Origin of the sequence: Lacinutrix sp. C3R15, from assembly GCF_018860825.1 — a bacterium.
GTDB lineage: Bacteria > Bacteroidota > Bacteroidia > Flavobacteriales > Flavobacteriaceae > Oceanihabitans.
In genome coordinates, this window is sequence record NZ_JAHKPZ010000034.1 from 40,200 (window position 1) to 66,414 (window position 26,215).

The 26,215-nt window shown below is 30.3% G+C and carries 29 protein-coding genes; 21 read left to right on the forward strand and 8 right to left on the reverse strand.

Translation table 11 applies throughout. The features are described from left to right. Positions 1-175 precede the first annotated feature (175 nt). The 4 genes from KO494_RS12340 (at position 176) to KO494_RS12355 (ending at position 5,438) form a co-directional block, all read left to right on the forward strand. Entirely contained in the window at positions 176-1,864 is a 1,689-nt protein-coding gene (locus KO494_RS12340; protein WP_215967921.1) for a M23 family metallopeptidase, read from the forward strand. A 64-nt stretch (positions 1,865-1,928) separates the two neighbouring features. Further along, entirely contained in the window at positions 1,929-4,337 is a 2,409-nt protein-coding gene (locus KO494_RS12345) for a carboxypeptidase-like regulatory domain-containing protein (RefSeq protein ID WP_252730404.1), read from the forward strand. A gap of 106 nt (positions 4,338-4,443) precedes the next feature. Then, positions 4,444-4,818, forward strand: a complete 375-nt coding sequence (locus KO494_RS12350; protein ID WP_215967923.1) for a hypothetical protein — start codon at positions 4,444-4,446, stop codon at positions 4,816-4,818. Between the two features lie 116 nt (positions 4,819-4,934). After that, a complete protein-coding gene (locus tag KO494_RS12355; protein WP_215967924.1) occupies positions 4,935-5,438 on the forward strand; it encodes a hypothetical protein in 504 nt (167 codons plus the stop codon). 89 nt (positions 5,439-5,527) lie between these two features. Here KO494_RS12355 and KO494_RS12360 read toward each other — a convergent pair whose 3' ends face one another. Continuing rightward, the gene (locus KO494_RS12360) at positions 5,528-6,670 is read right to left on the reverse strand and encodes a cysteine desulfurase family protein (RefSeq protein WP_215967925.1); all 1,143 of its coding nucleotides are present in this window, start codon (positions 6,668-6,670) and stop codon (positions 5,528-5,530) included. A 111-nt stretch (positions 6,671-6,781) separates the two neighbouring features. On the opposite strand from KO494_RS12360, the gene KO494_RS12365 reads away from it, so the two are divergent. Next, a complete protein-coding gene (locus KO494_RS12365) occupies positions 6,782-7,702 on the forward strand; it encodes a hypothetical protein (protein WP_215967926.1) in 921 nt (306 codons plus the stop codon). Here the strand turns inward: KO494_RS12365 and KO494_RS12370 are convergent. Together KO494_RS12370 and KO494_RS12375 are read right to left on the reverse strand one after the other, a co-directional pair. Then, the gene (locus KO494_RS12370; protein ID WP_215967927.1) at positions 7,699-8,253 is read right to left on the reverse strand and encodes a Smr/MutS family protein; all 555 of its coding nucleotides are present in this window, start codon (positions 8,251-8,253) and stop codon (positions 7,699-7,701) included. The genes KO494_RS12365 and KO494_RS12370 overlap by 4 nt on opposite strands. Then, positions 8,243-8,431, reverse strand: coding sequence for a hypothetical protein (locus tag KO494_RS12375; RefSeq protein ID WP_215967928.1), 189 nt, complete (start codon positions 8,429-8,431; stop codon positions 8,243-8,245). The genes KO494_RS12370 and KO494_RS12375 overlap by 11 nt, the downstream gene beginning before the upstream one ends. A 297-nt stretch (positions 8,432-8,728) precedes the next feature. On the opposite strand from KO494_RS12375, the gene KO494_RS12380 reads away from it, so the two are divergent. The 3 genes from KO494_RS12380 to KO494_RS12390 all read left to right on the forward strand — a co-directional run bounded on the left by KO494_RS12380 (position 8,729) and on the right by KO494_RS12390 (position 11,335). Further along, positions 8,729-10,603 (forward strand): T9SS type A sorting domain-containing protein, encoded by a 1,875-nt coding sequence (locus KO494_RS12380; protein ID WP_215967929.1) that lies wholly within the window; start codon positions 8,729-8,731, stop codon positions 10,601-10,603. A 103-nt stretch (positions 10,604-10,706) separates the two neighbouring features. Further along, entirely contained in the window at positions 10,707-10,988 is a 282-nt protein-coding gene (locus KO494_RS12385; protein WP_252730387.1) for a DUF2752 domain-containing protein, read from the forward strand. Between the two features lie 8 nt (positions 10,989-10,996). Further along, the gene (locus KO494_RS12390; protein ID WP_215967930.1) at positions 10,997-11,335 is read left to right on the forward strand and encodes a CCC motif membrane protein; all 339 of its coding nucleotides are present in this window, start codon (positions 10,997-10,999) and stop codon (positions 11,333-11,335) included. Positions 11,336-11,416: 81 nt separating this feature from the next. Here the strand turns inward: KO494_RS12390 and rocD are convergent, their stop codons facing one another. Next, positions 11,417-12,661 carry an ornithine--oxo-acid transaminase gene (rocD, locus tag KO494_RS12395; RefSeq protein WP_215967931.1) on the reverse strand — a complete coding sequence of 415 codons (1,245 nt, stop codon included), beginning with the start codon at positions 12,659-12,661 and terminating at the stop codon, positions 11,417-11,419. Positions 12,662-12,876: 215 nt separating this feature from the next. On the opposite strand from rocD, the gene rlmD reads away from it, so the two are divergent. The 4 genes from rlmD (at position 12,877) to KO494_RS12415 (ending at position 16,192) form a co-directional block, all read left to right on the forward strand. Then, on the forward strand, positions 12,877-14,289 hold the full coding sequence (rlmD, locus tag KO494_RS12400) for a 23S rRNA (uracil(1939)-C(5))-methyltransferase RlmD (protein WP_215967932.1): 1,413 nt from the start codon (positions 12,877-12,879) through the stop codon (positions 14,287-14,289). A 40-nt stretch (positions 14,290-14,329) separates the two neighbouring features. Beyond that, positions 14,330-14,848, forward strand: a complete 519-nt coding sequence (locus KO494_RS12405; protein WP_215967933.1) for a DUF6452 family protein — start codon at positions 14,330-14,332, stop codon at positions 14,846-14,848. After that, complete coding sequence (locus KO494_RS12410; protein ID WP_252730388.1) at positions 14,820-15,542, forward strand: DUF6048 family protein; 723 nt, start codon at positions 14,820-14,822, stop codon at positions 15,540-15,542. Before KO494_RS12405 ends, KO494_RS12410 begins: the two co-directional genes overlap by 29 nt. Positions 15,543-15,652: 110 nt before the next feature. Continuing rightward, positions 15,653-16,192, forward strand: coding sequence for a DUF4136 domain-containing protein (locus KO494_RS12415; RefSeq protein WP_215967935.1), 540 nt, complete (start codon positions 15,653-15,655; stop codon positions 16,190-16,192). Between the two features lie 98 nt (positions 16,193-16,290). Here KO494_RS12415 and KO494_RS12420 read toward each other — a convergent pair whose 3' ends face one another. Then, the gene (locus KO494_RS12420) at positions 16,291-17,457 is read right to left on the reverse strand and encodes a class I SAM-dependent RNA methyltransferase (protein WP_215967936.1); all 1,167 of its coding nucleotides are present in this window, start codon (positions 17,455-17,457) and stop codon (positions 16,291-16,293) included. Positions 17,458-17,515: 58 nt separating this feature from the next. Here KO494_RS12420 and KO494_RS12425 point away from each other — a divergent pair, with 58 nt between their 5' ends. From KO494_RS12425 to arsB, 7 genes are all read left to right on the forward strand, one after another. Continuing rightward, positions 17,516-18,247: a bifunctional 2-polyprenyl-6-hydroxyphenol methylase/3-demethylubiquinol 3-O-methyltransferase UbiG gene (locus tag KO494_RS12425; protein WP_215967937.1), complete on the forward strand. Its 732-nt coding sequence runs from the start codon at positions 17,516-17,518 to the stop codon at positions 18,245-18,247. Between the two features lie 84 nt (positions 18,248-18,331). Then, entirely contained in the window at positions 18,332-19,003 is a 672-nt protein-coding gene (locus KO494_RS12430) for a ZIP family metal transporter (protein ID WP_215967938.1), read from the forward strand. A 126-nt stretch (positions 19,004-19,129) separates the two neighbouring features. Next, positions 19,130-19,558, forward strand: a complete 429-nt coding sequence (locus KO494_RS12435) for a DUF4268 domain-containing protein (protein WP_215967939.1) — start codon at positions 19,130-19,132, stop codon at positions 19,556-19,558. 99 nt (positions 19,559-19,657) lie between these two features. Further along, positions 19,658-19,987 carry a helix-turn-helix transcriptional regulator gene (locus tag KO494_RS12440; protein ID WP_215967940.1) on the forward strand — a complete coding sequence of 110 codons (330 nt, stop codon included), beginning with the start codon at positions 19,658-19,660 and terminating at the stop codon, positions 19,985-19,987. A 48-nt stretch (positions 19,988-20,035) separates the two neighbouring features. Next, the gene (locus KO494_RS12445) at positions 20,036-20,512 is read left to right on the forward strand and encodes a DUF6428 family protein (protein ID WP_215967941.1); all 477 of its coding nucleotides are present in this window, start codon (positions 20,036-20,038) and stop codon (positions 20,510-20,512) included. 24 nt (positions 20,513-20,536) lie between these two features. Then, positions 20,537-21,169, forward strand: a complete 633-nt coding sequence (locus KO494_RS12450) for a low molecular weight phosphatase family protein (RefSeq protein WP_215967942.1) — start codon at positions 20,537-20,539, stop codon at positions 21,167-21,169. 2 nt (positions 21,170-21,171) lie between these two features. After that, positions 21,172-22,218, forward strand: coding sequence for an ACR3 family arsenite efflux transporter (gene arsB, locus KO494_RS12455; protein WP_215967943.1), 1,047 nt, complete (start codon positions 21,172-21,174; stop codon positions 22,216-22,218). Between the two features lie 157 nt (positions 22,219-22,375). On the opposite strand, the gene KO494_RS12460 is transcribed toward arsB, so the two are convergent. Further along, positions 22,376-22,975, reverse strand: coding sequence for an MCP four helix bundle domain-containing protein (locus KO494_RS12460; protein ID WP_215967944.1), 600 nt, complete (start codon positions 22,973-22,975; stop codon positions 22,376-22,378). Between the two features lie 554 nt (positions 22,976-23,529). Here KO494_RS12460 and KO494_RS12465 point away from each other — a divergent pair. Together KO494_RS12465 and KO494_RS12470 are read left to right on the forward strand one after the other, a co-directional pair. Then, on the forward strand, positions 23,530-24,192 hold the full coding sequence (locus KO494_RS12465; RefSeq protein WP_215967945.1) for an outer membrane beta-barrel protein: 663 nt from the start codon (positions 23,530-23,532) through the stop codon (positions 24,190-24,192). Between the two features lie 119 nt (positions 24,193-24,311). After that, entirely contained in the window at positions 24,312-24,758 is a 447-nt protein-coding gene (locus tag KO494_RS12470) for a KTSC domain-containing protein (RefSeq protein ID WP_215967946.1), read from the forward strand. Between the two features lie 103 nt (positions 24,759-24,861). Here the strand turns inward: KO494_RS12470 and KO494_RS12475 are convergent, their stop codons facing one another. Next, entirely contained in the window at positions 24,862-25,488 is a 627-nt protein-coding gene (locus KO494_RS12475) for a hemolysin III family protein (protein ID WP_215967947.1), read from the reverse strand. Further along, a complete protein-coding gene (locus tag KO494_RS12480; protein WP_215967948.1) occupies positions 25,489-26,166 on the reverse strand; it encodes a DUF4294 domain-containing protein in 678 nt (225 codons plus the stop codon). It abuts the gene before it with no gap. Positions 26,167-26,215: the final 49 nt, after the last annotated feature.

Below are 26,215 nucleotides of genomic sequence, written 5' to 3' on the forward strand. Positions count from 1 at the left end.
CAAATTCAATACTTATCTCACAAAGTTAACATTCCTAAATCGAATTAACAATTGTTTTTTATAATAAAAATAAAAATTCTTTAAAACGGCTAACTATCAATACTATGGCGTAGTATTTGATTAAAACTTTGCAGTTTTATTTCAAATTAAATACATTAGCATTACAATTTATTTTATGAGAATTTTATTTATTTCATTGCTCCTTTTTTCTACTTTAAGTTATGCTCAAAGCATATATCCTTTAGATTACTTTAGATCTCCTTTAGATATTACTTTAGTGGCTGCAGGTACTTTTGGTGAATTAAGATCAAACCATTTTCATTCTGGCATAGATTTAAAAACACAACAGCGTCAAGGCTTAAATGTTTATGGTTCTGCAGATGGCTATGTAAGTAGAATTAAAGTTTCTCATTTTGGATACGGAAAAGCATTATATATAACACACCCTAATGGGTATACTACGGTTTATGGTCATTTACAAAGTTTTTCTAAAGAAATTGAAGCTTATGTAAAAAAGCACCAATACGAAGAGGAATCTTTTGAAATTCAACTTTTTCCTAATCCGGAAGAATTACCAATTAAAAAAGGAGATATTGTAGCTTATTCTGGTAACACAGGCGGTTCTGGAGGTCCGCATTTACATTATGAAATTAGAGATAATGAAGAAAGACCTTTAAACCCTTTACTTTTTGGTTTAGACATAAAAGATAGTACCAAACCTATAATTACAGAAGTTTATGCCTATGCTATTGGTGAAAATGCTCACGTAAATAAATCTAAAAGAAAACAAAAACTACGTTTAATAGATAATAAAAATGGTACCTATTCTGTAGAAAACCTTGAAGCCTACGGAAAAATTGGCTTTGCCATTGCAACCATAGACAGACAGGATTTAGCGGCCAATAAAAATGGGGTTTATAATATTCAAACAAGATATAATGGTGATTTGTGTTTTGAAATAGACTTTAAACGTTTTTCTTTTAGTGAAACTAGACATTTAAATCGTTTTATAGATTATGCGCATTACAAAACAAAAAAACAAAGACTTCAAAAATTATTTATTGAAGAAAACAATCCTTTAAGTCTTTATAATAGAGAAGCTAATGATGGTTTTATTGAAGTTGAAGACAGTACTTCTTCTGTATATAAAGTTCGTGTAACAGATTTTGAATCTAATGATACCTGGTTGCAAATAAATATTAAAGGTGTAAAAACAAAAGAGGTACAACCTAAAGAAAACACCGCTACTTCTCATTATCTTTACGCAAATGAAGAAATGCACTTAAATGAAGGTCGTGTAAAGGTTAGCATACCTAAAAACACGTTTTATGATGATTTTTTTATAGATTTTAAAGTTTCTAATGACACCTTAACACTTCATAAAAATACCATTCCTGCAATAAAATATTTCAATATTAGTTATGATTTAAGTGATTATAAAACCGAAGATGCCAGCAAATTATATATAGCAAGGTTAGTTGGTTGGAATGATTATCCGTTATATTCTAACACAAAAAGAAAAGGAAATATTTTAACAACCAGCACAAGAGATTTAGGTAAATATGCTTTAGCAGCAGACACTGTAGCTCCTACCATTACTCCTCTAAATTTTTCTAAAGGAAAATGGCTTAGTAAGTACAAATATTTAAAACTAAAAATTGAAGACAAAGACTCAGGTATATCTAATTATAGAGCAACTTTAAACGGAAAATGGATATTAATGGAGTATGACTATAAAACAAAAACATTAACTTACAACTTTAATGACGCGGTTTCTACAGAAACTAAAAATAATTTAAAGCTAATTGTTACTGATAATGTTGGAAATAATTCTACATTTGAAACTATGTTTTACCGAAAATAAAAAAACAATCTTGAATACTAAATTTCAACTCCTAGCGGCTTTCTTTTTAATTATACCATGTTTTATGTTTGCACAAACAGGAACTATAAAAGGTGTAATACTTGATGAGTTTAATAACCCTGTAGATAACATAAACATTAAAACTAAAGAAGCTGGTACTACAACCAATGAAAATGGTTTTTATCTTTTAAAAATTCCGGCTAATCAAGATATAACTGTAACTTTTAGTCATATCTCTTTAAAAAAAACAGTTGCTACTTTTAACCTAAAAAACGGAGAAGAAATAGAGTTTAATCCTGTTATGAAAACTAATGTAGAACAAATTGCTACAGTAGTTATTTCAGGAAGAAAAAGAAAAGATGTAGAAGGTATAATTACCCTAAAACCTGCAACTATCAGAAAAATTCCTGGTGCTAATGCAGGTGTAGAAAATTTATTAAAAACACTTCCTGGTGTGAGTAGTAATAATGAGCTAAGTACTCAATATTCAGTTCGTGGTGGTAATTATGATGAAAACCTTGTTTATGTTAATGGTATTGAAGTGTACAGACCGTTTTTAATTCGCTCAGGACAACAAGAAGGATTAAGTTTTGTAAATACAGATTTAGTTCAAAATGTAGACTTTTCTGCAGGAGGATTTCAAGCCAAATATGGAGATAAGCTTTCTTCTGTTTTAGATATTACCTACAGAAAACCTACAGATTTTGGTATCGCTGCAGATTTAAGCTTACTTGGCGGAAGTCTTGCTATTGAAGCCATAAGTAATGACAACAAACTAACAGGAATTGTTGGTGTGCGTTATAGAGATAATAGTTTATTAGTAAACGCCAAAGAAACAGAAACCAATTATGACCCTAAATTTTTAGATGTTCAATCTTTTGTTACTTATAAGTTTACAGATAAGTTTAGCCTAAGCTTTTTAGGAAACGCTTCGCTTAACAAGTACAATTATGAGCCACAAACAAGACAAACTAATTTTGGTACACTATCAGACCCAATTGCTTTACTTGTTTATTATGAAGGACAAGAAAAAGATGCATACCAAACCCTTTTTGGAGCCATACAAGGAAGCTATAAAGTTAATGACAACTTAAACTTAAATTTAGTAGCCTCTACATACCATACTACAGAAGAAGAATATTTTGATATTTTAGCCCAATACAGACTTGGTGAAGTAAACACTAATATTGGTGATGAAGATTTAGGTGAAGTAGAGTTTAGCGAAGGTATTGGCGGACAATTAAATCATGGTAGAAATGATTTAGATGCACTTATTACCACTATTGAACACAAAGGAGATTATAAATTAGAAGAAAATAACTTTGAATGGTCTATAAAATATACTAATGAAGATATTAGAGACAGACTAGTAGAATGGGAAGTTATAGACTCTGCAGGCTTTTCTATAAATCCTCCTGACCTTGATTATTTTGATGAACAACCATACCAACCCAATGAAGGCCCAATTGAAGCATACCAAAATGTTAGGGCTACCAACAATACATCTATAGACAGAATTCAAGCCTATTTACAATGGAGCAGACGCTTTGACGTTGGTGAAAGTGAACTTTGGCTAAATGCTGGAGCAAGAATGCATAACTGGAATGTACAAGGTGATGGTATTGAAAGTAATAATCAAACTGTTTTTAGCCCTAGAGCACAAGTTGCCATAAAACCTAATTGGAAAAAAGACATGCTTTTTAGATTTGGAACTGGTTTATATTACCAACCTCCTTTTTATAGAGAACTTCGTGATGAAAATGGAGAAGTACAGCCAAATGTAAAAGCCCAACAATCTATACATTTTGTTTTAGGTAATGATTATAGTTTTAAAATGTGGAATAGACCTTTTAAACTTACCTCTGAAGCATACTACAAAAAGTTAAACGATGTAAACCCATATACCGTTGAAAACGTAAGAATACGTTACAGCGCTAGTAATAATGCCGAAGCATATGCCTACGGATTAGACTTAAGATTAAACGGAGAGTTTGTTACAGGAACAGAATCTTGGTTTAGTTTTGGTTATTTAAAAACCGAAGAAAACATTGATAATCGTGGCTATATAGCAAGACCAACAGACCAACGTTTAAAATTTGCAGCTTTATTTCAAGATTATGTGCCTAATATGCCAAACTTAAAAATGTATTTAAACTTGGTATATAATACTGGACTACCTGGTGGTTCACCAAGTTATGCAGATCCTTATGTGTACCAAAACCGTTTACCAGATTACAAACGTGCAGATTTAGGTTTTCAATATGTAATTGTAGATGATAATAAACAGTATACTTCTGGTTGGCGAAAACCTTTTAAAGAACTTACTTTAGGACTAGAAATTTTTAATGTTTTTGATGTACAAAACTCGATTACCAATACTTGGGTTAGAGATGTATATAGCAAGCGCCAATATGCAATACCAAATTACCTAACACCTAGAGTTTTTAATGTAAGAACTACAATGAAATTTTAAATAAAATAACCTTAGAGCTTTTTACACTCTTAAAAAAAATACTGCTTAAACATATTTTAACATTTTATTTAATAACAAAACCATTAACCTTGGTAAATTTGTAGCCATGAAACAATTGTTTAGAAATATAATGGCGTTAAGCCTGCTACTTGCTTATAGTTTAAGCATAAGCATTTCTATGCAAAACATGCTTATTGATGTTGTTTCAGAGAACAGTCAACAACATGATGTAGCCCTTAATACTTCTAATTCTAAAACGCCAGAATTATCTGCTTTTCCAGATTTAGAACTATTATCTGATTTAGGAAATGAAAGCTATTTTAATTTTCATTCCGAAAAATTTAAATCTCAGTTTCCGCTTTTCAAATACATTGAAAACTATACAGAAACTAAAGATAATCAATATCTTTTTAGCTGTGTAAACATACAGCCAGGCTTAGATTTAGATGCGCTACTCTACCCTTTTCATACGTTTTCATAATATTATTTTTTTATTTCACAGCACAACTAAACACAACAAAATCATTTAGTTGCACTTTATCATTCTTGGTATTTCACCAAGAAACAACACGTATAATAAAATAAAAAAATAAAATCATGGATTCAACAACCACCATTATTGGCGTATTAATTGTTTTTATAATAGTATTACCAATAGTAGCAATACAAAGATCACAAACTAGTAAAAAGAAAAAATCAAGAAAAGGCTTTATTAACGAAGCTTTACAAAATAATGTAACCATAGATCAGCCTGATTTCTGGGGAAGCTACTATGCTATTGCTTTAGATACAGATCAAAACAAACTTATATATTCTAAAATAATAAACGAAGTATATAACACCAAAATTATAGAGTTAAACCAAGTACGTTCTTGTGCTATTGTTAGAACAAACAGAACTTTTAAAAACAAAAACACTTTTAAAACAGAAACAGATAAAATAGACTTAGTTATTGAATATAAAACAACTAACAAACCTAAAGAAGTGTTAGAGTTTTATAATGTAGATGTAAATATTGAAATGAGTAATGAAGTTTCGTTATTAGAAAAATGGGAAACTAAAATTAAAAGTAATATACTACAAAAAGAACAAGCTGCTTAAGTGTTAATTGAGTAGTAAAAAAAACCTTCAGAAAAATAATTTTTGAAGGTTTTTTTATGTTTATAATAATTCTTGTCAATTAACTTTAACTAAACAAACTCTTTTAAAACTGCTATAACATAATCGATCTCCTCTTTAGTATTGTATCTACAAAACGAAAATCGAATAGATGGTTTTTGTATATCTTCTTCTTCTAATATTTGTGCTAAAACATGAGATCCTTTTCCGCTTCCACTTTGGCAAGCAGAACCTTTAGAACAAGCAATTCCTTTTAAGTCTAATTGAAATTGTAAAGTCAATGCTTTTTCAGGACTCATTGGTAAACACACATTAATTAAAGTATAAGTACTTTTTCCTTGGTCCTCACAATTACCATTAAATTTTACTGCTGGTATTGCCTTTTTTATAGCTGTTTTAAAATAATCTTTTAAAGATTGTATATAAGCGCTTTCTTCTTCTAAGTTTTCATATGCTAATTTAAACGCACTTTCTAAGCCCTTTATGTTGTGTACAGGTTCTGTTCCTGCTCGATGACCACGCTCTTGTGCTCCTCCAAATATAAGTGGTTTAAAATTGCTGTTTTTTCGTATGTATGCAAAACCAATACCTTTTGGACCATGAAATTTATGTGCTGCAGCTGTCATAAAATCAATAGGAGTTTTTTCTACATTCCAATTAAAATGACCTATAGATTGTACTGTATCACTATGAAAAAGAGCATTATTAGCTTTGCATAAAGTAGCAACTTTATCAATATCTAAAATATTTCCTATTTCATTATTAATATGCATTAAGCTTACTAATTTACGCTCATCATTAGCAGCTAGTAATCTTTCTAAATCTTCATAATCTGGAGTACCACAAGCTTGTAGCTTAACGTACTCTACAGTTACATTATACTCATTTCTTAACTCTTCAACTGTATGCAAAACAGCATGGTGTTCAATTGGTGAGGTAATTATTGTTGTAACATTACCATCTCTAACAGCACAACGCAAAATCATATTATCTGCTTCTGTACCTCCAGAAGTAAAAATTATTTCCTGTGGTAACGCGTGCAATTGTTTTGCTATAGTTTTTCTTGCAGTTTCTATAATAGATTTAGATGCACGACCAAATGCATGTGTAGAAGAAGGATTTCCATATTGTGAAGCAAGAACATCTTGCATATCTTTTATCACTTCGTCTCGTACTTGCGTAGTTGCAGCACTATCAAAATAAACAGTTTTCATAAATATAATTGTGTGTTTGAAGCAACAAAAATAGTGCAATTAAAATTATTTGCAAGAAGCATCGTTATAAGTTTAACAATTCTATTATTTTTGTTCAAAAATTACAATATTATGAAAAAGTTACTTTTTGTTATTTTATCTGTTTTTATGCTTTTTTCTTGTAACGATGGAGATATTATTACAGAAGAACTTGATTTTGAAGATACTTTTTCCGCCTGCGGAGAATTGGTGTTTTATAAAATAAAAGAAGATCCTGCAGAATCTATTTCTTTACAAATTACTTCTGTTACTAAGTCATTAGATAGTTTAATAGCTACTGATGAAAATGGCGAATTATACCTTACCGAAGAAGAATATACCATTAACGGTACCTCAAACTTCTTTAACTACAGAAGGTATGATACTACTCCTACAGATTTCTTTTGTGATGATGTACCTTCATCAGATATCACTATTACACATGACGAAGAGAGTACAACAGGAACAGCAACCGTTTATATTTCTTTAACCGAAGATGATGATGATGGTATTGATGCAGAATTAGAAGATATTAATGGAAATGGAGATTTAACTGATGATGATACTGATGGAGATGGCTTACCAAATTATTTAGATGAAGATGATGATGGTGACAATGTACTTACACGTTTAGAAATTGATACTGATGATGAAGATGGTGATGATGACCCAACAACAAACTATTTAGATACGGATGGTGATGGAATACCAAACTATTTAGATACTGATGATGATGGTGATGGTGTTTTAACAATTAATGAAGATGCAAATGAAGATTTAGACCCTTCAAACGATTTTACAAATCCTGAAATTGCAGATTATTTAAATTTTTCAATTGATGATGATTCTATTACCACAACAGCGTATAGAGATCATGACATACAGCAAACTTTTGAGGTTACCTTAGAAATAATAAACCTTGAACTGCCTTCAATTACTTATGATTATTTAGATTTTGGTACTTTAGAAGATGACAACTTAGAAGATGAAAGAACCGTAGAAATTCCTTTTTAAGGTTTTGTATTCTGGTAAATATATACTTCTGTAGCTCCTAAACCATATTTTTGGTAATTGGCTTCATAATATTTCACGTTATATCTACCTAAAAGATATTCTAATTCGGTTTTTAAAACCCCTTCACCAACACCATGAATAAACACCATTTTTTGTATGCGTTTATTTATAGCAAACTCAAGTTGTCTTCTGGCTGTATCTAATTGCAAGTTTAACATATCATGGTTAGACATACCTCGAGAAGATTTTGTTAAATGATGAATATGTAAATCTACTTCAAAAGTTGGCTCATAACGCTCTTTAGCCTTTTTAGTAACTACTTTTCTTTTTTTAGTTTCTTTTTCTGAAACCACATGTTGCAACGAAGCATTTGTAAAAACATTATGCTTTAAAGTATTTGTGTTTTCTTGTTTAACAACTTCATTACTATTAAAATCTAATTCAAAATCATCTTTCGTTAAAATGGTGATTTTATCTCCCGAAACACGAACTATTTCACCAGATAAATCATCATCTAAAACAAAAACAAAATCACCTACTTTAAAACTCATTCTTTTCTTCTTCTTTTTTACTAGGTATTGTACTATAAATGCGATACAAACCAAACATTAAAAATACAATTCCTAAAACTAATAACAACGTGTTTTGCTGTGCTCCTGCTTGTGCATAAATTGCTGCAACACTACCTAACAAAACCAACAGATAATCGTATTTTTTTACATTTTTCATAATATTTACATAACATTTATCTAACATATTTACTGTATATCGAAAATAGCCAATTATTTAAAAAACAACACTAATTTTTAATTAATTTTAAAAAAATTAAATCTATAATTATTACTGTTGAAGCAATTAAAGAACAACAAAAAATTATAGAAAATAAAAGAATATCTAACTTAGAAAATAAAATTTTATTACTAGAGAGTAGATTAAACACTGTAATTGAAGAACGAAATTAAAACATTACCATTCTTCGAAATTTATCCATAACACATTACCATTAACAAAGTAAACAATACCCTCATGAAATATTCCCTCGCCTTAATTCTTTTAACATGTTGCAGTATAACGTTTGCGCAATCAGACCTATATGTTAGCAATGGTAGTTTTGTTTATGTAGATGGTACAGCTTTTTTAAGTGGCCCAAATGTTGCTCCATTATATGTAACAGACGATGTTAATTTAGACACAAATGGGCATCTTTATTTACGTAATGATGCACATCTTTTACAAGGTAACAATGTTGGAAACTCTGGAGAAGGAAAGCTAAGCGTATACCAAACAGGTAATTCTAACACCTATATGTATAATTATTGGGCTTCACCAGTAGGCCAAAACATTGCTGCAACAGGAAATTCGGCATTTATGCCAAGTAATAATTTCTATCGCGAAGTAACCGCTCCAATAACAAGTACTCCTTATAATTATACTTCTGGTTATGATGGTACAAATACAGAAATTTCTAGTTATTGGTTATATACATTTATAGGTTTACCAACAACATCTAATGCCTACGAAGATTGGATAGGTCTTGGTGGTGGTTCTTTACCTGTTGGTGGTGATCCTAACGGAACATTAGATTCTGGTTATGGTTTTAGCATGAAAGGAAACACTAGTGGTGCTCAAAAATATGACTTTAGAGGAAAACCAAATAATGGAGATATTACCGTAACTTTAAATCCAAACAGAGAAACCCTTGTTGGTAATCCATATCCTTCTGCTATAGATGCACTTGCGTTTATTCATGATACTCGTAATTCTGGAATTTCAGACGCATATCATCCAGTTGAATTCCCGTATATGACTGGTGTTTTAAAATATTGGGAACAAGCTACTGGAGCTACTTCTCATGTACTATCAAACTATGTAGGTGGTTATGCTTTATATACTATTTCTTCAACAGGTACAGAATCTTTTACTCCTGCTGTATTTAGAATGTATTTATTAAATGGTACAGTAGCTGGAGGTCCTAGTGCTGGAACAGGAACAAAAACAGCAAGACGCTATATTCCTGTAGGGCAAGGTTTCATGGTAGAAGGAACAGCTAGTGCAACTAGTGTTACTTTTTCTAACGCACATAGAGTGTTTTATAAACAATCTGATGCAGATAGTGAGTTTTTTAGAACCGAAAGCACAGCAACAGAAAGAGAAACATTTCCTGAAACGGAATATAACGAAGATGGCTATAACATAGTTCCTACAGATTTTAAACGCTTTAGAATTAATGTTGGTTTTGATAATAACGGAAATGATTCGTATACACGTCAATTATTAATGAACTTTCACTATACTGCAACAGATGGTTTTGATTATGGTTTAGAAGCGCCAATTGCTGAGCAAGTTGCTTCTGATGCTAATTGGATTCTTGACAATACACCTTATGCTATACAAGCATTTAATTATGACGAAAGTTTACAAATACCTTTACTTGTTAATATACACAACCAACAACTAGTGCGTTTTGGTATTTATGATGTTCAAAATTTTGAGGAAAGTCAGCCAATTTACATTCATGATAAACAAAACAATTTGTATGTAAATCTTCAAGACCAAGCCTATGAAATAACACTTGAAGCTGGAAACTATACAGACCGTTTTGAAATTGTTTTTCAAAACGAAACACTTTCTTCTCAAGAATTTATTGACGAAGATTTCTTAGTAATGCAAAACAATACTAATTCGGTATTAACTATTTTAAATCCAAACCAACTAGAAGTAAAAACTATTTCACTTTTTGATGTTAGTGGAAAAATAATTTTTAAAGAAAACAACCTATCTACAAAAAATAGATACGAATTTTCAACTAAAAATTTAAGCGATGGAGTTTATATTACCCAAGTGACTTTTGCTAATCAAAGTACGAAGATTAAAAAAGTAGTGATTGCTCAAAAAAACTAAACAATTACAAAAATTGAAACTTAAAAAAGCTTGTCTTAACAGCTAAAACATTACCTGTTAAGACAACTGCTTTTTAAACTTGTATTAACTAAACAAACATTATATGTCTTCTTTTGAAGCCTACATGCTACCTTGTTTAAATAAAAAACTATTTGGTATAGAATGTCCAGGTTGTGGTATGCAACGCTCTGTAGCTTACTTAATTCAAGGAGATTTCTCTGCGGCTTTTAAAATATATCCTGCCATTTTTACTATACTTTTAATGCTGCTGCTTTTAGTATTACATTTAAAATTTAAATTTAAAAACGGACACAACTATTTACTTTTATTATTTAGTATCAATATTGTAATTATCTTTACTAACTATATCTTTAAATTTATATAAAATTAACTATGGAAAAACAAACACTACCAAACGCAACGCTTATTTTAGTTTTTGGAATATTATCTATTGTAACCTGTTGGTGTTATGGTGTTTTAGGTATCACCTTAGGGATTTTAGCGCTTATTTTAGCCAATAAAGCAACTTTATTATACAAAAGTGCACCAGAAGATTATTTAGGTTACGGAAACGTAAAAGCAGGAAAAATAATGGCTATAGTTGGTATTGTATTATCACTTATTACTATAATTTCAATTATTGCAACCATTATGTATTTTGGTTGGGATACCATGCAAGATCCAGAACTTATGAGACAAAAAATAGAAGAATTACAACAACAAAATCAATAAAACCATTTTATTATATAAACAAAAAGCGACCATTAGGTCGCTTTTTGTATTTAGTAATACTATTATTATAAATTGAAAAGCTTAGGCTTCAAATTGCTTTAATGTTTTTACAATAATAGCAACACAATCTAATAGTTGTTCTTTTGTCATAACTAAAGGAGGTGCAAATCTAATAATGTTTCCATGTGTAGGTTTTGCCAATAAACCATTATCACGTAAAGCCAAACAAATGTTCCAAGCCGTTTCACTATCTTCTGCATCATTAATTAAAATAGCATTTAATAAACCTTTACCTCTAACAGCATTTACAATGCTTGAATTAGCAATATATTTATTTAATTCTGCTCTAAACAATTCACCTAAAACTTGTGCGTTTTCCGCAAGTTTTTCGTCTTTAATCACTTGTAATGCAGCCATACCAACAGCAGCTGCTACTGGATTTCCTCCAAATGTACTTCCGTGATTTCCTGGTTTAATAACATGCATAATGCTATCATTTGCCAATACTGCAGAAACAGGATATGCTCCTCCACTTAAAGCTTTACCAAGTATTAATATATCTGCTTTAATATTTTCATGATCAATAGCTAACATTTTACCTGTTCTTGCAATTCCTGTTTGTACTTCGTCTGCAATAAATAAAACGTTATACTTTTCACATAAAGCTTTCGCTTTTGTTAAATACCCTTCTGTAGGTACATACACACCAGCTTCTCCTTGAATTGGTTCTACTAAAAACCCTGCAACGTTCTTATTACCAGCAAGTGCTTCTTCTAAAGCTTGTAGGTTATCGTATTCAATTTTTATAAAACCTTTAGTGTAAGGTCCAAAGTTTTTTCTTGCAACAGGATCGTTTGAAAAAGATATAATAGTTGTTGTTCTACCATGAAAGTTATTTTCACATACTATAATTTCTGCTTCGTTTTCATCAATTCCTTTTACCTCATAAGCCCATTTTCTACAAAGTTTTAAAGCGGTTTCTACAGCTTCTGCACCTGTATTCATTGGTAACAGCTTATCGTAGTTAAAGGTTTCTGTAGCAAATTTTTCAAATTTACCTAGCATGTCATTATAAAATGCTCTAGAGGTTAATGTTAGCGTTTGTGCTTGATTAACCATTGCTTCTACAATTTTAGGATGACAATGTCCTTGGTTTACTGCAGAATAAGCAGAAAGAAAATCATAATATTTTTTTCCTTCTACATCCCAAACATATACACCTTCTCCTCTACTCAGTACTACTGGAAGTGGATGGTAATTGTGCGCGCCATACTTGTTTTCTAAATCCATCGCTTCCTGCGATGTTAATTGGTCTAAAACAGCCATTTTAAATAATTTTATTAGTGAATAAAAAAGCCATTCCTTATCTACCTTTATCCTTTCGAAGTGTCGAAAATTCAGCGTGGGAAAGAAATCATCCCTAAAGACTTGCAAAATACTAAATATTCAGGTCGAATTAAAATATTTCTATTCTCATTTTTATTTAAAAAATCACAAATCAATACTCGAAAAAAGAAAATCCTTTGCTTACTTTTGCAACTATGTCAAGAAGAAAAAACAGAAAACAAGTTTTCACAAACGTGGAAGTTATAGATGCAGGTGCAAAAGGTAAAACCGTTGCTAAAGCTCCAGATGGAAAAGTTATATTTTTACCAAACGCTGTTCCTGGTGATGTGGTAGATGTACAAACATTTAAAAAACGTAAAGCCTACTATGAAGGTAAAGCAACCGTTTTTCATAAATTATCAGATAAACGTACAGAACCAGCATGTGAGCATTTTGGTACTTGTGGTGGTTGTAAATGGCAAGACATGGCCTATGAGCATCAATTATTTTACAAACAAAAAGAGGTTACTAATAATTTAACCAGAATTGGACACATAGAGTTACCAGAAGTTACGCCTATTTTAGGATCGGCAGAACAATATTTTTACAGAAATAAAATGGAATTCTCTTTTAGTGATTCTCGTTGGTTAACTTTTGAAGAAGTGGAATCTACCGAAGATTTAGGAGACAGAAATGCTTTAGGATTTCATATTCCTGGTATGTGGGACAAAATTCTAGATGTAAAAAAATGCCATTTGCAAGCAGATCCTTCTAACGCTATACGTAACGCTGTAAAACAATTTGCATTAGATAACGACATGGCGTTTTTTAATACCAGAAATCAAACCGGATTATTAAGAACCTTAATGATTCGTACTTCTTCAACAGGAGATATTATGGTTGTTGTACAGTTTTTTAAAGAAGACAAAGAAAAACGTGAATTATTATTGAATTTTCTTGCTGAAGAATTTAAACAAATCACTTCCTTACAATATATCATTAATGAAAAAGCAAATGATACTATTTATGACCAAGAAGTAATTTGCTATAAAGGAGAAGATCATATTTTTGAAGAAATGGAAGGCTTAAAATTTAAAATTAATGCCAAATCCTTTTACCAAACCAATTCCGCGCAAGCGTATGAATTGTATAAAATAACACGCGATTTTGCAGGTTTATCTGGTAATGAGTTGGTGTATGATTTATATACTGGTACAGGAACCATAGCGCAGTTTGTTGCAAAACAAGCTAAAAAAGTGGTAGGTGTTGAAGCTGTTCCAGACGCTATTCTTGCTGCTAAAGCAAATGCAAAACTAAATAATATTGACAATACCGATTTTTTTGTAGGTGACATGAAAAACGTTTTTAATGATGCATTTATTAAAACACACGGTAAACCAGATGTAATTATTACAGACCCTCCTCGTGATGGTATGCATAAAGATGTTGTTAATCAAATACTAAACATTGCGCCAAATAAAATAGTTTATGTAAGTTGCAATAGTGCAACACAAGCTAGAGACCTAGCGTTAATGAATGCTATGTATAAAGTAACAAAACTACAACCTGTAGATATGTTTCCGCAGACCTTTCATGTAGAAAATGTTGTACTTTTAGAAAAACGTTAATTTTGTATTGAAAATATTACCGCTTTCGCGGAAAGTAAACATGAAAAAACTAAAATTTATAATCCTAACCGCTCTTATAACCTTTGTAGCTTTTTTAAGTTGCGAAAGAGATGATATTTGTTCAGATGATACCTCTACCACTTCTCGTTTATACATACAGTTTTACAATAGTGCAAATACAGACAATGTAAAAAATGCATCTAAGCTTAGAATACAAGGTGTTGGTAATGATGAAGTACTAAGCGACTATAATATAGTTACAGCAAACAGTATATACTTACCATTAAAAACTACAGAAAACAGCACGCAGTTTGTATTGCATAAAGACTATGTTTTAAATGATGATGGTACTACAGAAGGAAACGCTGACACTATTACTATTAATTATGCAACAGAACTAGAATATGTATCTAAAGCATGTGGCTATAAAACCGTTTTTGATAACGTAACTATTAGCGTAGAAGACGATGGAGATAAATGGATAGACTATATACTTTCAGCAACAGATAACGAACCTATAAGCAATGAAGATGAAGCCCACTTTAACCTTTACCATTAATATATTTGTTTTTTTTATGCTGTTTTGTGTTTCTGTAAATGCACAAAATGATAGCATTGCAAAAGTTAAAAAAGACTCTATTAAACACATACAAAAATACGGACTTCGTGTTGGTGGTGATTTAAGTAAATTAATTAGAACTGCACTTGAAGATGACTACAAAGGCTTTGAAATCATGGCAGATTTTAGATTATCTAAACGCTTATATCTTGCAGGTGAACTAGGTACCGAAGAAAGAACTTTAGGTAATGATTATATTAATGCAACTGCTTCAGGTTCTTATTTTAAAGCTGGAGTAGACTATAACTCTTATACCAATTGGTTTGGTATGCATAACATGATTTATGGTGGTTTGCGTGTTGGTGCTAGTACCTTTAGTCAAACAAGAAATAGCTTTGCCGTATACGAACAAAACCAGTATTGGGAACCTCATTTTTCTTCTACTGATGCCGAAAAATTTAGTGGCTTGACTGCTATTTGGGCAGAATTAATAATTGGTATTAAAGCAGAAATATTAACCAATTTATATATTGGTATTAATGCACAATTAAAAAATATCTTTAGTCAAGACCAACCAGATAATTTTGAAAATTTGTATGTTCCTGGTTATAATAGAACCTATGATGGAAGTAATTTTGGCGTAGGGTATAGTTATAATATTTCTTACCTAATTCCTTTATTTAAAAAAGGATAAACTACCACAAAAAAAAGAATATAAATATATTGCATTTAAAAGAGAAAAACTGACAATTATCATAGTTAATCAACTAAAAATCAATGACCTTTATGACATAAACATATATCATGAAGTCATTACCTTTTTTTAGTCTTATTACTTTCTTTCTGCTTTTTGGTTGTGCAGCAACAATAGATATTATATCTGAATATGATGAAGAAGTAGATTTTAACTACTACGAAACCTATATACTTTGTTTAGAAGACTTTCATGTAGACAATACCAAATACCCAAATCTAGATAATGCATTTGTTCGTCAATTAATTGGTGATGAAGTAGATAACCACATGGCTGCTTTAGGCTACAGAACCAATGTATTTAAACCACAACTTCAAGCTGGTTTTAAAATTGCTATAACAGAAGAAGAAAGTATTGTAAAAAACTGTGAGCTTGATAGTGAATTTGATTATTGGAGAACGTGTACCATAAATACTGTTGTGTATACTAAAGAAACACTTATTGTGTATGTTTCTGATCTAGAAAAGAATCAAGTAATATGGCAAGCAACCATTCCTTGTGAGTTAGACAAACCTAAAAATGCATTAAAAAAAGAAATCAAATTGTTGGTAGAACAGCTCTTTTTAGAATTTCCCGAAGTGAATAAGTAGCTAAAAAAAAGTTTAGAATTTGATAATATTAAAAATATCTAATTCTAAACTTTCAAATTTCAAACTGTTTAACAAACTACTTATAATAGCTTATTAAGCTAATCTTCTTTCATATATTTCCCTTTTTTACTTCCTGCATACATTTCATACTTAACCAAACGCGCTTCAAGCTTTGCATTAAATACTTTTATTTTTCGTGAAGGACGTAGGCCAACAAACTTCAAGGCTTCTAAATTAGAAGTAACTAACCAAGCATCTGTTCCTGGATAGCCTTGTTTTAAGGTATCTCCAATTTTTCCGTAAAAATCTTTTACATCTAAATTATCTAAACGTTCACCATAAGGTGGATTAAAAACCATGTGTAATTTTGCTTCTCCTCCTTTTTGGGTTTTAAAGAAATCTTCATGTTTAATGGTTGCAAACTCCTCTAAATGTGCATTCTTCAAGTTTTCTTTTGCTTTAGCAACTGCACTTGGCGATTTATCAAAACCTAATAATCTATGATGAAAATCTCTGGTTTTTTTAAGTAAAGATTCTTCAATTTTTTCAAAAAGCTCAACATCCCAATCGTTCCATCTTTCAAAACCAAATTCCTTACGCATTAAATTTGGAGGTATATTACACGCAATCATTGCAGCTTCAACAAGCATAGTACCAGAACCACACATTGGGTCCATAAAATCTGTTTGCCCATCCCAACCAGATAGCATGATTAATCCAGCAGCAAGTACTTCGTTAATTGGTGCAATATTGGTTGCTGTTTTATAACCACGTTTATGCAAAGACTCACCAGAAGAATCTAAAGAAATGGTACACAATTGTCTATCTATATGTACATTTATTTTTAAATCTGGAAAACGCAAATCTACATTTGGTCTTTCGCCAGTAGTATCTCTAAACTTATCTACAATAGCATCCTTAGTTTTAAGTGAAATGTATTGCGAGTGTGTAAACTGTTTAGAGTTTACTGTTGAGCTAACAGCTAAAGTACCAGAAGACTTTAGGTATTCACTCCAATCCATTTTATATACTTGCTTGTATAAGTCTTCTTCATTAACAATTCTAAAGGTTTTAATAGGCTTTAAAATTTTAATTGCAGTACGTAATCCTAAATTGGCTTTATACATAAAACCTTTATCTCCAACAAAAGAAACACTTCGCACTCCTACTTTAACCTGTTGTGCACCAAGTTGTGTTAACTCTTTTGCTAATAAATCTTCAAAGCCAAATAAAGTTTTGGCTAGCATTTTATAATTATTCTCCATGTTTTTCGACAAATAGATTGCAAAAATAGATTATTTTTGTCCTGATATATAACAATACATGATAAAAAGCGAAAAAGAATGGTTTGCTTCGTGGTTTGATTCTCCATTTTACCATATTCTTTACAAAGATAGAGATTATACCGAAGCACAACACTTCATGGATAATCTTACCAATTATTTAAATATTCCTGAAGGAGGGAATATACTAGACCTTGCCTGCGGAAAAGGCAGACACTCTATATATTTAAACACTTTAGGGTATAATGTAACAGGAATAGATTTATCTCCTAACAGCATTGCTCATGCCAAACAGTTTGAAAACGATACCTTGCATTTTAATGTGCATGATATGAGTAAACCCTATACCAAAAAGTTTGACGCTGTTTTTAATTTGTTTACTAGTTTTGGATATTTTGAAAATGAAGAAGACAACCTAAACACCATTAAAGCAATTAAAGCAGAAATTAATACCAATGGTTTTGCTGTTATCGATTTTATGAATAGCGAATATGTAATAGATAACCTAGTTGCAGAAGATGTAAAAATTGTTGATGGTATTGCTTTTACCCAAAAACGATACGTTGAAAATGGATATATCATTAAAGACATTACTTTTACTGCAGATAATAAAAACTATAGTTTTCAAGAACGTGTTAGAGGATTTACTTTAGCAGATTTTGAAGCTCTTTTTAATAAAGCTGGCGTGTATTTATTAGATATATTTGGTAATTATAAATTGCAAAAGTTTCATGCCAAACAAAGTGAAAGACTAATCCTGATTTTTAAATAATTAGTCTATACAAACTTTTATAAATTAGTATAAATAACACTCTAAGCTTGTCAAAGAGTCTTTTAAATATTTCATTAATTATAGATGCAAAACATATTACTACCAATATTAAGTGTACTTTTAGGTTATGCCATTGTTTTAATTTTAAAACCATCGCAAAATAAAAACCTAAAATTACTATTGGCTTTTAGTGGTGCTTTCCTACTATCTATCACGGTATTTAACTTTCTACCAGAAGTCTATTCTAATAGTAATGACTCTGTTGGTTTATTTATAATGATTGGTATTTTAATGCAAATAGTGTTAGAGTTCTTTTCTAAAGGTGCAGAGCATGGTCATGTACATTTAAATAAAAACGCAACCATTTTCCCTTGGTTGTTATTTATTAGTTTAAGTATTCACAGCGTTTTAGAAGGCATACCAATAGATAACCATAGCAGTTTACTTTTAGGTATTATAATACATAAGCTACCTGTTGCTATTATTTTAGCTACCTTCTTTTTTGCATCAAAATTACCAAAAGTAAAAATTGCTTTTTTCTTAATTCTGTTTGCATTAATGACTCCTTTTGGAGTTTTACTATCTGAAAATTTCTCTTTTATTCAAACCTATTATTATGAAATTTCAGCAATAGTAATTGGTATATTTTTACATATTTCTACTACTATTTTGTTTGAAAGTAATGAAGACCACAAGTTTAATATTACCAAATTAATAACCATTATTACAGCTATTGCAATTGCTTATTTTGTGTAGTTTTCACTTTCGTGGAAACCCTATGGTTATAAAGTAAGTACTCTCCTCCTTGTATTAAGAGGAGTTAAAACAATTAAAAATAAGATTCCCTTTTTTTCAAGGGAATGTAAAATTTACAATTTTTCTATGTTTAGTAAAGAAGAATCAAGAAAAATAAAACAATTATTCTGGACTAGTTTTGGAAAATCATTTCCAAGAAAATGGACCTTATACAATACCAAAATAAAAGGTTTAAGCTTTAAGTTTCATTTTGATAATAAATCGGCTTTAGTTGCACTAGACTTAGAAGATGATCTAGAAAACCGAATTACCTACTGGGAAAAACTACAATCCTTAAAATCTATTTTGCAAAACGAATATCTGCCAGATGCCATTTTTAAAGAAGAATATTTTTTAGATAATGGAAAAGAAATTTCGCGTATTTACATTCCGCTAGAAAAAAAAGTATCTATACACAACAAAAATACTTGGCAAGAGGTCATGGTATTCTTTAATGAAAACATGCAGCAATTTGAAAGCTTTTTTGAAGAATATCAAGACTTTATAAAAGGATAACTACAATAAAAAAATTACACCTTCCTTAAATTTTTATTAAAAATAAAACAGTATTAAAATATTTATCGTAATATTGCAATGAATAAATAAACAAAAGAAATGGGATTAGCTAAAACCGAAATGTTTACAGACCAGCAAAATGAAATTGCACTATTTGCTAAGGCTTTTGGGCATCCTGCAAGAGTTGCTATTTTACAACATCTATTTAAAATAAACTCTTGTGTTTGTGGTGATTTAGTAAACCAAATAGGCTTGGCACAACCTACTATTTCACAACATTTAAAAGAACTAAAACACCTAGGTTTAATTAAAGGAAACGTTGAAGGAACAAGTGTTTGCTACTGTATTGATACTAAAAACTGGAGTACAATGAAAAATGTAATGCTTGCCTTTTTAGATCAAGATATACAAAACACAGATTGTTGCTAAAAAAAATTTAACACATTAATCGTATAATCGCAATAAACAAATATAGTTATGAAACTCTCAGAAATTAAAAACAAATTACAACAGTTAGAAACTATTGCATTTCAATTGCCAAATGGCGAATTAGTACCAAATCACTTTCATGTAACAGAAGTTGGTAAAATTACAAAACACTTTATTGATTGTGGCGGAACCGTTAGAAAAGAAGAAGTGGTTAACTTTCAATTATGGAATGCTAATGATTATGACCATAGATTACACCCTGAAAAATTAGTGCATATTATTGAACTTTCTGAAAAAACACTGGGTATTGAAGATTTAGAAATTGAAGTAGAATACCAAGGACAAACTATTGAAAAATTTGGTTTAGATTATAACGGAAAAAATTTCTTACTAACATCTAAACAAACCGATTGTTTAGCAAAAGATAACTGCGGAATTCCTACAGAAAAACCAAAATTACAATTCTCTCAACTTACAACTTCTAATGATGAACCTTGCTGTTCACCAGACGGAAACTGTTGTTAATTAGTAACTAAACCTTCAAAAAAAATGATAACCACACAACCCTCTACATTTCAAGAAATAGTAAATGTAATTGACAATTTAAACATACAAACTATTTCTAAAGAACGCCAAGCTGTTTTACAACCTTTAGCAGATTTTATACAAACAAAGGTAAATAACAAGCAAGAGATAAGATTGCATTTTATTTGTACACACAATTCAAGAAGAAGTCATTTCTCACAAGTTTGGGCACAAACTATGGCAAACCACTTTAATATTAAAAATGTGTTTTGTTATTCTGGTGGTACAGAAGCTACTGCATTGTTTCCTATGGTTGCTAAAACTTTAGAGGATTCTGGTTTTCAAATACAAACCATTTCTAAAGGGAATAACCCTATTTATACTATTAAATATGCAGATAATGAACATCCTGTTATTGGGTATTCTAAAAAATTAGGAGATGCCTTTAACCCTACATCTGCTTTTGCTGCTATCATGACTTGCTCGCAGGCAGATGGTGCTTGCCCTTTTATTGCTGGTGCAGAAAAACGTATTCCTATTACTTTTGAAGACCCTAAAGCTTTTGATAACACACCACAACAAGCCGAAAAGTACAATGAAAGAAGCTTACAAATTGCAACCGAAATGTTTTACATATTCTCCCAAATTCAATCTTAAAAATGGCAAATAAAAAACTAAGTTTTCTAGATAAAAATCTAACCTTATGGATTTTTATAGCAATGGCTGTAGGAGTTTCTATAGGATATTTTATTCCTACTTTTCCAGATTTTGTAAACGCACTAAGTAGTGGTACTACAAACATACCTATTGCTATTGGTTTAATTTTAATGATGTACCCTCCTCTTGCAAAGGTAAATTATACTTTATTACCCAAAGTTTTTAAAAACACAAAAATACTTTCTATTTCACTAATTCTAAACTGGATTATTGGTCCTGTTTTAATGTTTTTTTTAGCCATTATTTTTTTAAGAGATTATCCAGAATATATGGTTGGCCTTATATTAATTGGCCTTGCGCGTTGCATTGCCATGGTTTTAGTTTGGAATGATCTTGCAGAAGGAAACAGCGAGTATGGTGCAGGTTTAGTAGCTTTAAATAGTATTTTTCAAGTATTTGCCTATAGTTTTTATGCATGGCTTTTTATAACAGTACTTCCTCCCTATTTTGGTTTTGAAGGTGCTATTGTAGATATATCTATTGCTACTATTGCAGAAAGTGTTGCTATTTATTTAGGTATTCCGTTTGCTTTAGGAATACTAAGTCGTGTTATTTTAGTGCCTTTAAAAGGAGAAGAATGGTATACTAAAAAGTTTATACCAACCATTTCGCCTATAACACTAATTGCACTTTTATTTACTATAGTAATAATGTTTTCATTAAAAGGAGAGTTAATTGTTGAAATACCAATGGATGTGGTTATTATTGCTATTCCGTTATTGGTTTATTTTACCTTAATGTTTATTATTGGCTTTTTCTTTACTAAAGCTACTGGTGCCACTTATGATAAAACAGCCTCTGTTGCATTTACTGCAGCAGGTAATAACTTTGAATTAGCTATTGCTGTTGCCATTGCTGTTTTCGGTTTAAATTCCGGACAAGCATTTGCAGGAGTTATTGGCCCTTTGGTAGAAGTACCTGCTTTAATTTTATTAGTTAGAGTATCCTTTTGGTTACGAAAAAAATATTTTGTGCATGCAGTAAATTAATTATTGCTTTATAAAAGAAATCCATCCTTTTTAATGGATATAAAAAACCAAAAAACTATTATTTATTACAAATAATAGTTTTTTGGTTTAAACCTAATTGATACTACTAGTAATTAGTAAATTAAAACATTGTATAAAAAATAAATGAATATTAAATTCATAACCTTGCTTTAGGCTTATACATTACAATAATCTGAATTAAAATAGCCAAGAAAATCAATATGTAAATTTCAATTTGGGTAAACAATTCTACCGTATCAATAGCGCGTTTACTAATTGACATTTGTCTGCTTCCTTCAATAATCTGTATTTTAGACAAATCATTGAGGTTTGTTTTTAAACCCTCAATATAATTGATTACCTGCGTATTATCACTATAATTAGAGTCTAAAAAACGACTTTCAGCATCTAATAACAACTGAATATTTTTTTTAAAATCATTAAATACACGATCCTCTTTTACCGTTAATTTGGTTTGCTCAAATCTGGAAATTAAAGATTGTAAATCATTATTAACTTTTGGGTTTTGAGTTTTAAAAAAAATGGAATCAGATAGCAATACTGCCAACTCCTTATCCTGAACGGACTTTAGCATTTCAAAAATTAATTCTTTTGCTATTAATCTGTCTTCGTAGATAGTAACTACAGAATCACGAACACGTACAAAATTGTTCTTATCTATCAAATTTGTAGTAATGATTAGTAAAAAAATCATTAAAAATCCGAGTATCCATTTCAACTTATTGAAAAATGCCATATTTATCACTTTTAAGAAATTAAATCCTAGTTACCAAAGATACAAAAACGTAAAAAAAACCTATATAGAAAGTTTTGAAATAATTAAAATAACAACAAAATAGTAGTCGTAAATTTAATAAAACACAAAAAATAACCAACATTAATGCTAAATCACTAACAAAATAACAAATGAATTTTATTTGAATTACTCCATTTATTATTCATATTATTAAAAAAAAACACTTATATAATGGATATAAAAGTAGATTTTGTTGTAAAAATATAGAAAAGATTTATAGTGCGTAAACCCAAAAGTAAAAATGTGTAATGTCTTTAAATTAATGTAAAAATAGTTTGACACTCCTACTTTTCATTATTTCTTATACAAATTGAGTTTAATGTAAATAAAATAAGAACAACCATAAACCACTGTATGTAAGTAAAATAACACAATAAAAATCCTTTACAAATAATGCTTGCTCTATTATACACCTTGTAAACTACTCAAATTGAGTATTGTAGCTTTTTTAGAATTGTATTTCTTTTGCTTAAAAACCAATTAAAACTCAAATCATGAAAAAATTTTTAACATTGTTAACGCTATTTTTAACTATTTCTATTACTTATGGTCAAGAAGGTGACACTAACGATTTCTGGGAAAATTTAAGATTAAATGCTGCAGTAACTTTAGGAGACTATACCTTTAGCTCTGATACCCAAGATGTAGAAATTGAATATTCTTATGGAATAGGATTTCTGTTAGGACTAGACTATGATCTTTTAAAAAAAGACAGACTTACTGTTGGTACAGGTCTTACGCTTACAAACCATAATAGCTCTATAGACCAGCCAGATCTAGGCTTAGATATTAAATACACTACTTATTGGGTAGGAACACATGCACAAGCAGACTACCAACTTATTGAAGATAAATTATCTGCTGGACTAGGTCTATTTGTAGATTATGGTATTGCAGGAACACAAAAATCTGAAGGAAGCGATAAAGTAGATTTATTTAAAAAAATAGATGGTAATGATGCACCATACAAAAGTATTAACTATGGACTAACAGCAAAAGTATCTTATGTAATGTCATGGACCGATTTTGCAGATGATATTTATATTGGTTACCGTTTAGGTTTAGCAAATATTGAAGGAGGAGATAGTGATACACAAACTACAAAAACAGGTATGTTTGTAATTGGTGTTCGCGCTAATCTTGACGAATTATTTTAGAAAATAGTACAACGATATAATAACAACCTTAAAACAAAAAATTTCTTTTTTAAACTAAATCAGCACATTGTAAAAAGAAGTAGTACCTTTGCACTCGGTTTAAAAAAACACCTTTATTTATGAAACGTATTAACGAGTATAAAAAGCTATTTAACGTAGAAAAAGAAATGACTTTAAAAAGTTTAAAAACTACGTACAGAAGTTTAGTAAAAGAATGGCATCCAGATAAGTTTCAAGATGGTGATGAAAAAGCTGCAGAAGCAGAACTTATGAGCCGTAAAGTTATTGATGGTTATCACTTTTTAGTAAGTATGGCTCCTGAAACTATTGAGGCTAACAAAGAAGAATACGCTACTACAATTTCTAGTGCTATTGTAGATTGGCAACATAAAGGTTTATTATTAGAGGTTACTTTTTTAGATGGTAACACGTATGAATACTTTGGTGTTAACAAAGGGTTATATATTAAGTTTTCGCAAAGTGACAAGCAAAACCGCTTTGGTAAACGTAGCATATTTAACTCTTTTCCGTACCGAAAAATTAAGAAAAAAGAAGTAGTAGCTTAAAAGCTTCTATATATTTAGATTATTAAAAAAACAAGGCTACCCTGTAGACCTTGTTTTTTTATGTCTTTAAATGACAAGATTAGTACCAAAGAGCCTATATGTATTAAATCACATAAAAATACACCATAAAAAAGTGAAAGATTGCACCTGCTAGCACAAATAAATGCCAAATAACATGATTGTATGGTATTTTATTAATAGCATAAAAGATAATGCCTCCTGTGTACGCAAGGCCTCCTGCAAATAAACATAAAATGCCATTATCACCAATAACCTCTCTTAAATGAGTAAAGTCAAATACTACCAACCAGCCCATTGCTAAATATAGCAATACAGAAAAAGCTTCAAACCGTCCTGTAAAGAATATTTTTAATAGTACGCCAAAAGCAGCAATGCCCCAAACGGTATAAAACAAAGGCCAACCTAAACTACTTTGTAAAGAGATTAATAAAATTGGCGTGTAAGTTCCTGCAATTAAAATATAAATACTTATATGATCAATAATTCTAAAATAATGCTTCTGTTTTTCGTTTTGCACATAATGGTACATAGTAGATGCAGAAAATAAAATTATAATAGAAATACCATACACTAAAACACTAAAAAAACTCCAATCACTTTTATGGGTATTTTTAAAAATAAGTGAAACAAGTCCCACAATACCAAACAAAACTCCAATACTATGGGTTAGGGCATTTAGTTTTTCTTCAAAAGGAGTTTGAATGTGCATTTATGGCTTATTTTTATTAGATAACCATTTATTTGAAAGTGCATAAAAATCAAAATAAATTGCAGGTTCCTGATTTTCTAAAACACCACTTTGAAAATTTCGTTGTAATATATCTTCAATAAGATAATCTTCCTTTTCTATTTCAGGGTTAAACTCACGTTTTAATGAAATATCAAAAAGATTTGCAGTACTATTAAACCAAAAGGCTCTCCAACCACTACGCAATTCTTTAATTAAATCAAAAGCGGTTTGCCCTGTTTGTCTATGTATTAACTTTACAAGTATTTGCCCTTCGGTTCTTGTTAGTTTTTTTAATTCTTCAGAAAACTCCTCTTCAATATATTTTTGCACACGTTTAGCATATACTTTTTTTAAGCTATTTCGTTCTATACCATCCATTCTTTTCTGCATGGTTTGCAAACGTTCGGCTGCTAATTTGGCATACGGATAAACTTTTATGGTTTTTCGTCTTAAAATAAGGTATCGTTTTCTATCTGCTCTACTATCAAATTTTAGTTTATTTAATAGTATCACTTCTTCTAGGTTTATAGCAGATTTTGCAATAGAATCTCCCGCAACTATAATGTAATCATAGTCGGTAGTGTCTTGCTTCACCTCCTTAATTTGTCCAAAAATTAAAAAAGGAAATAGCATCAATAAGTAACTAATGTGTTTCATGTACTTTTAGTAACAACATTTTTTTAATTTAAAACACCAAAATCGTTCC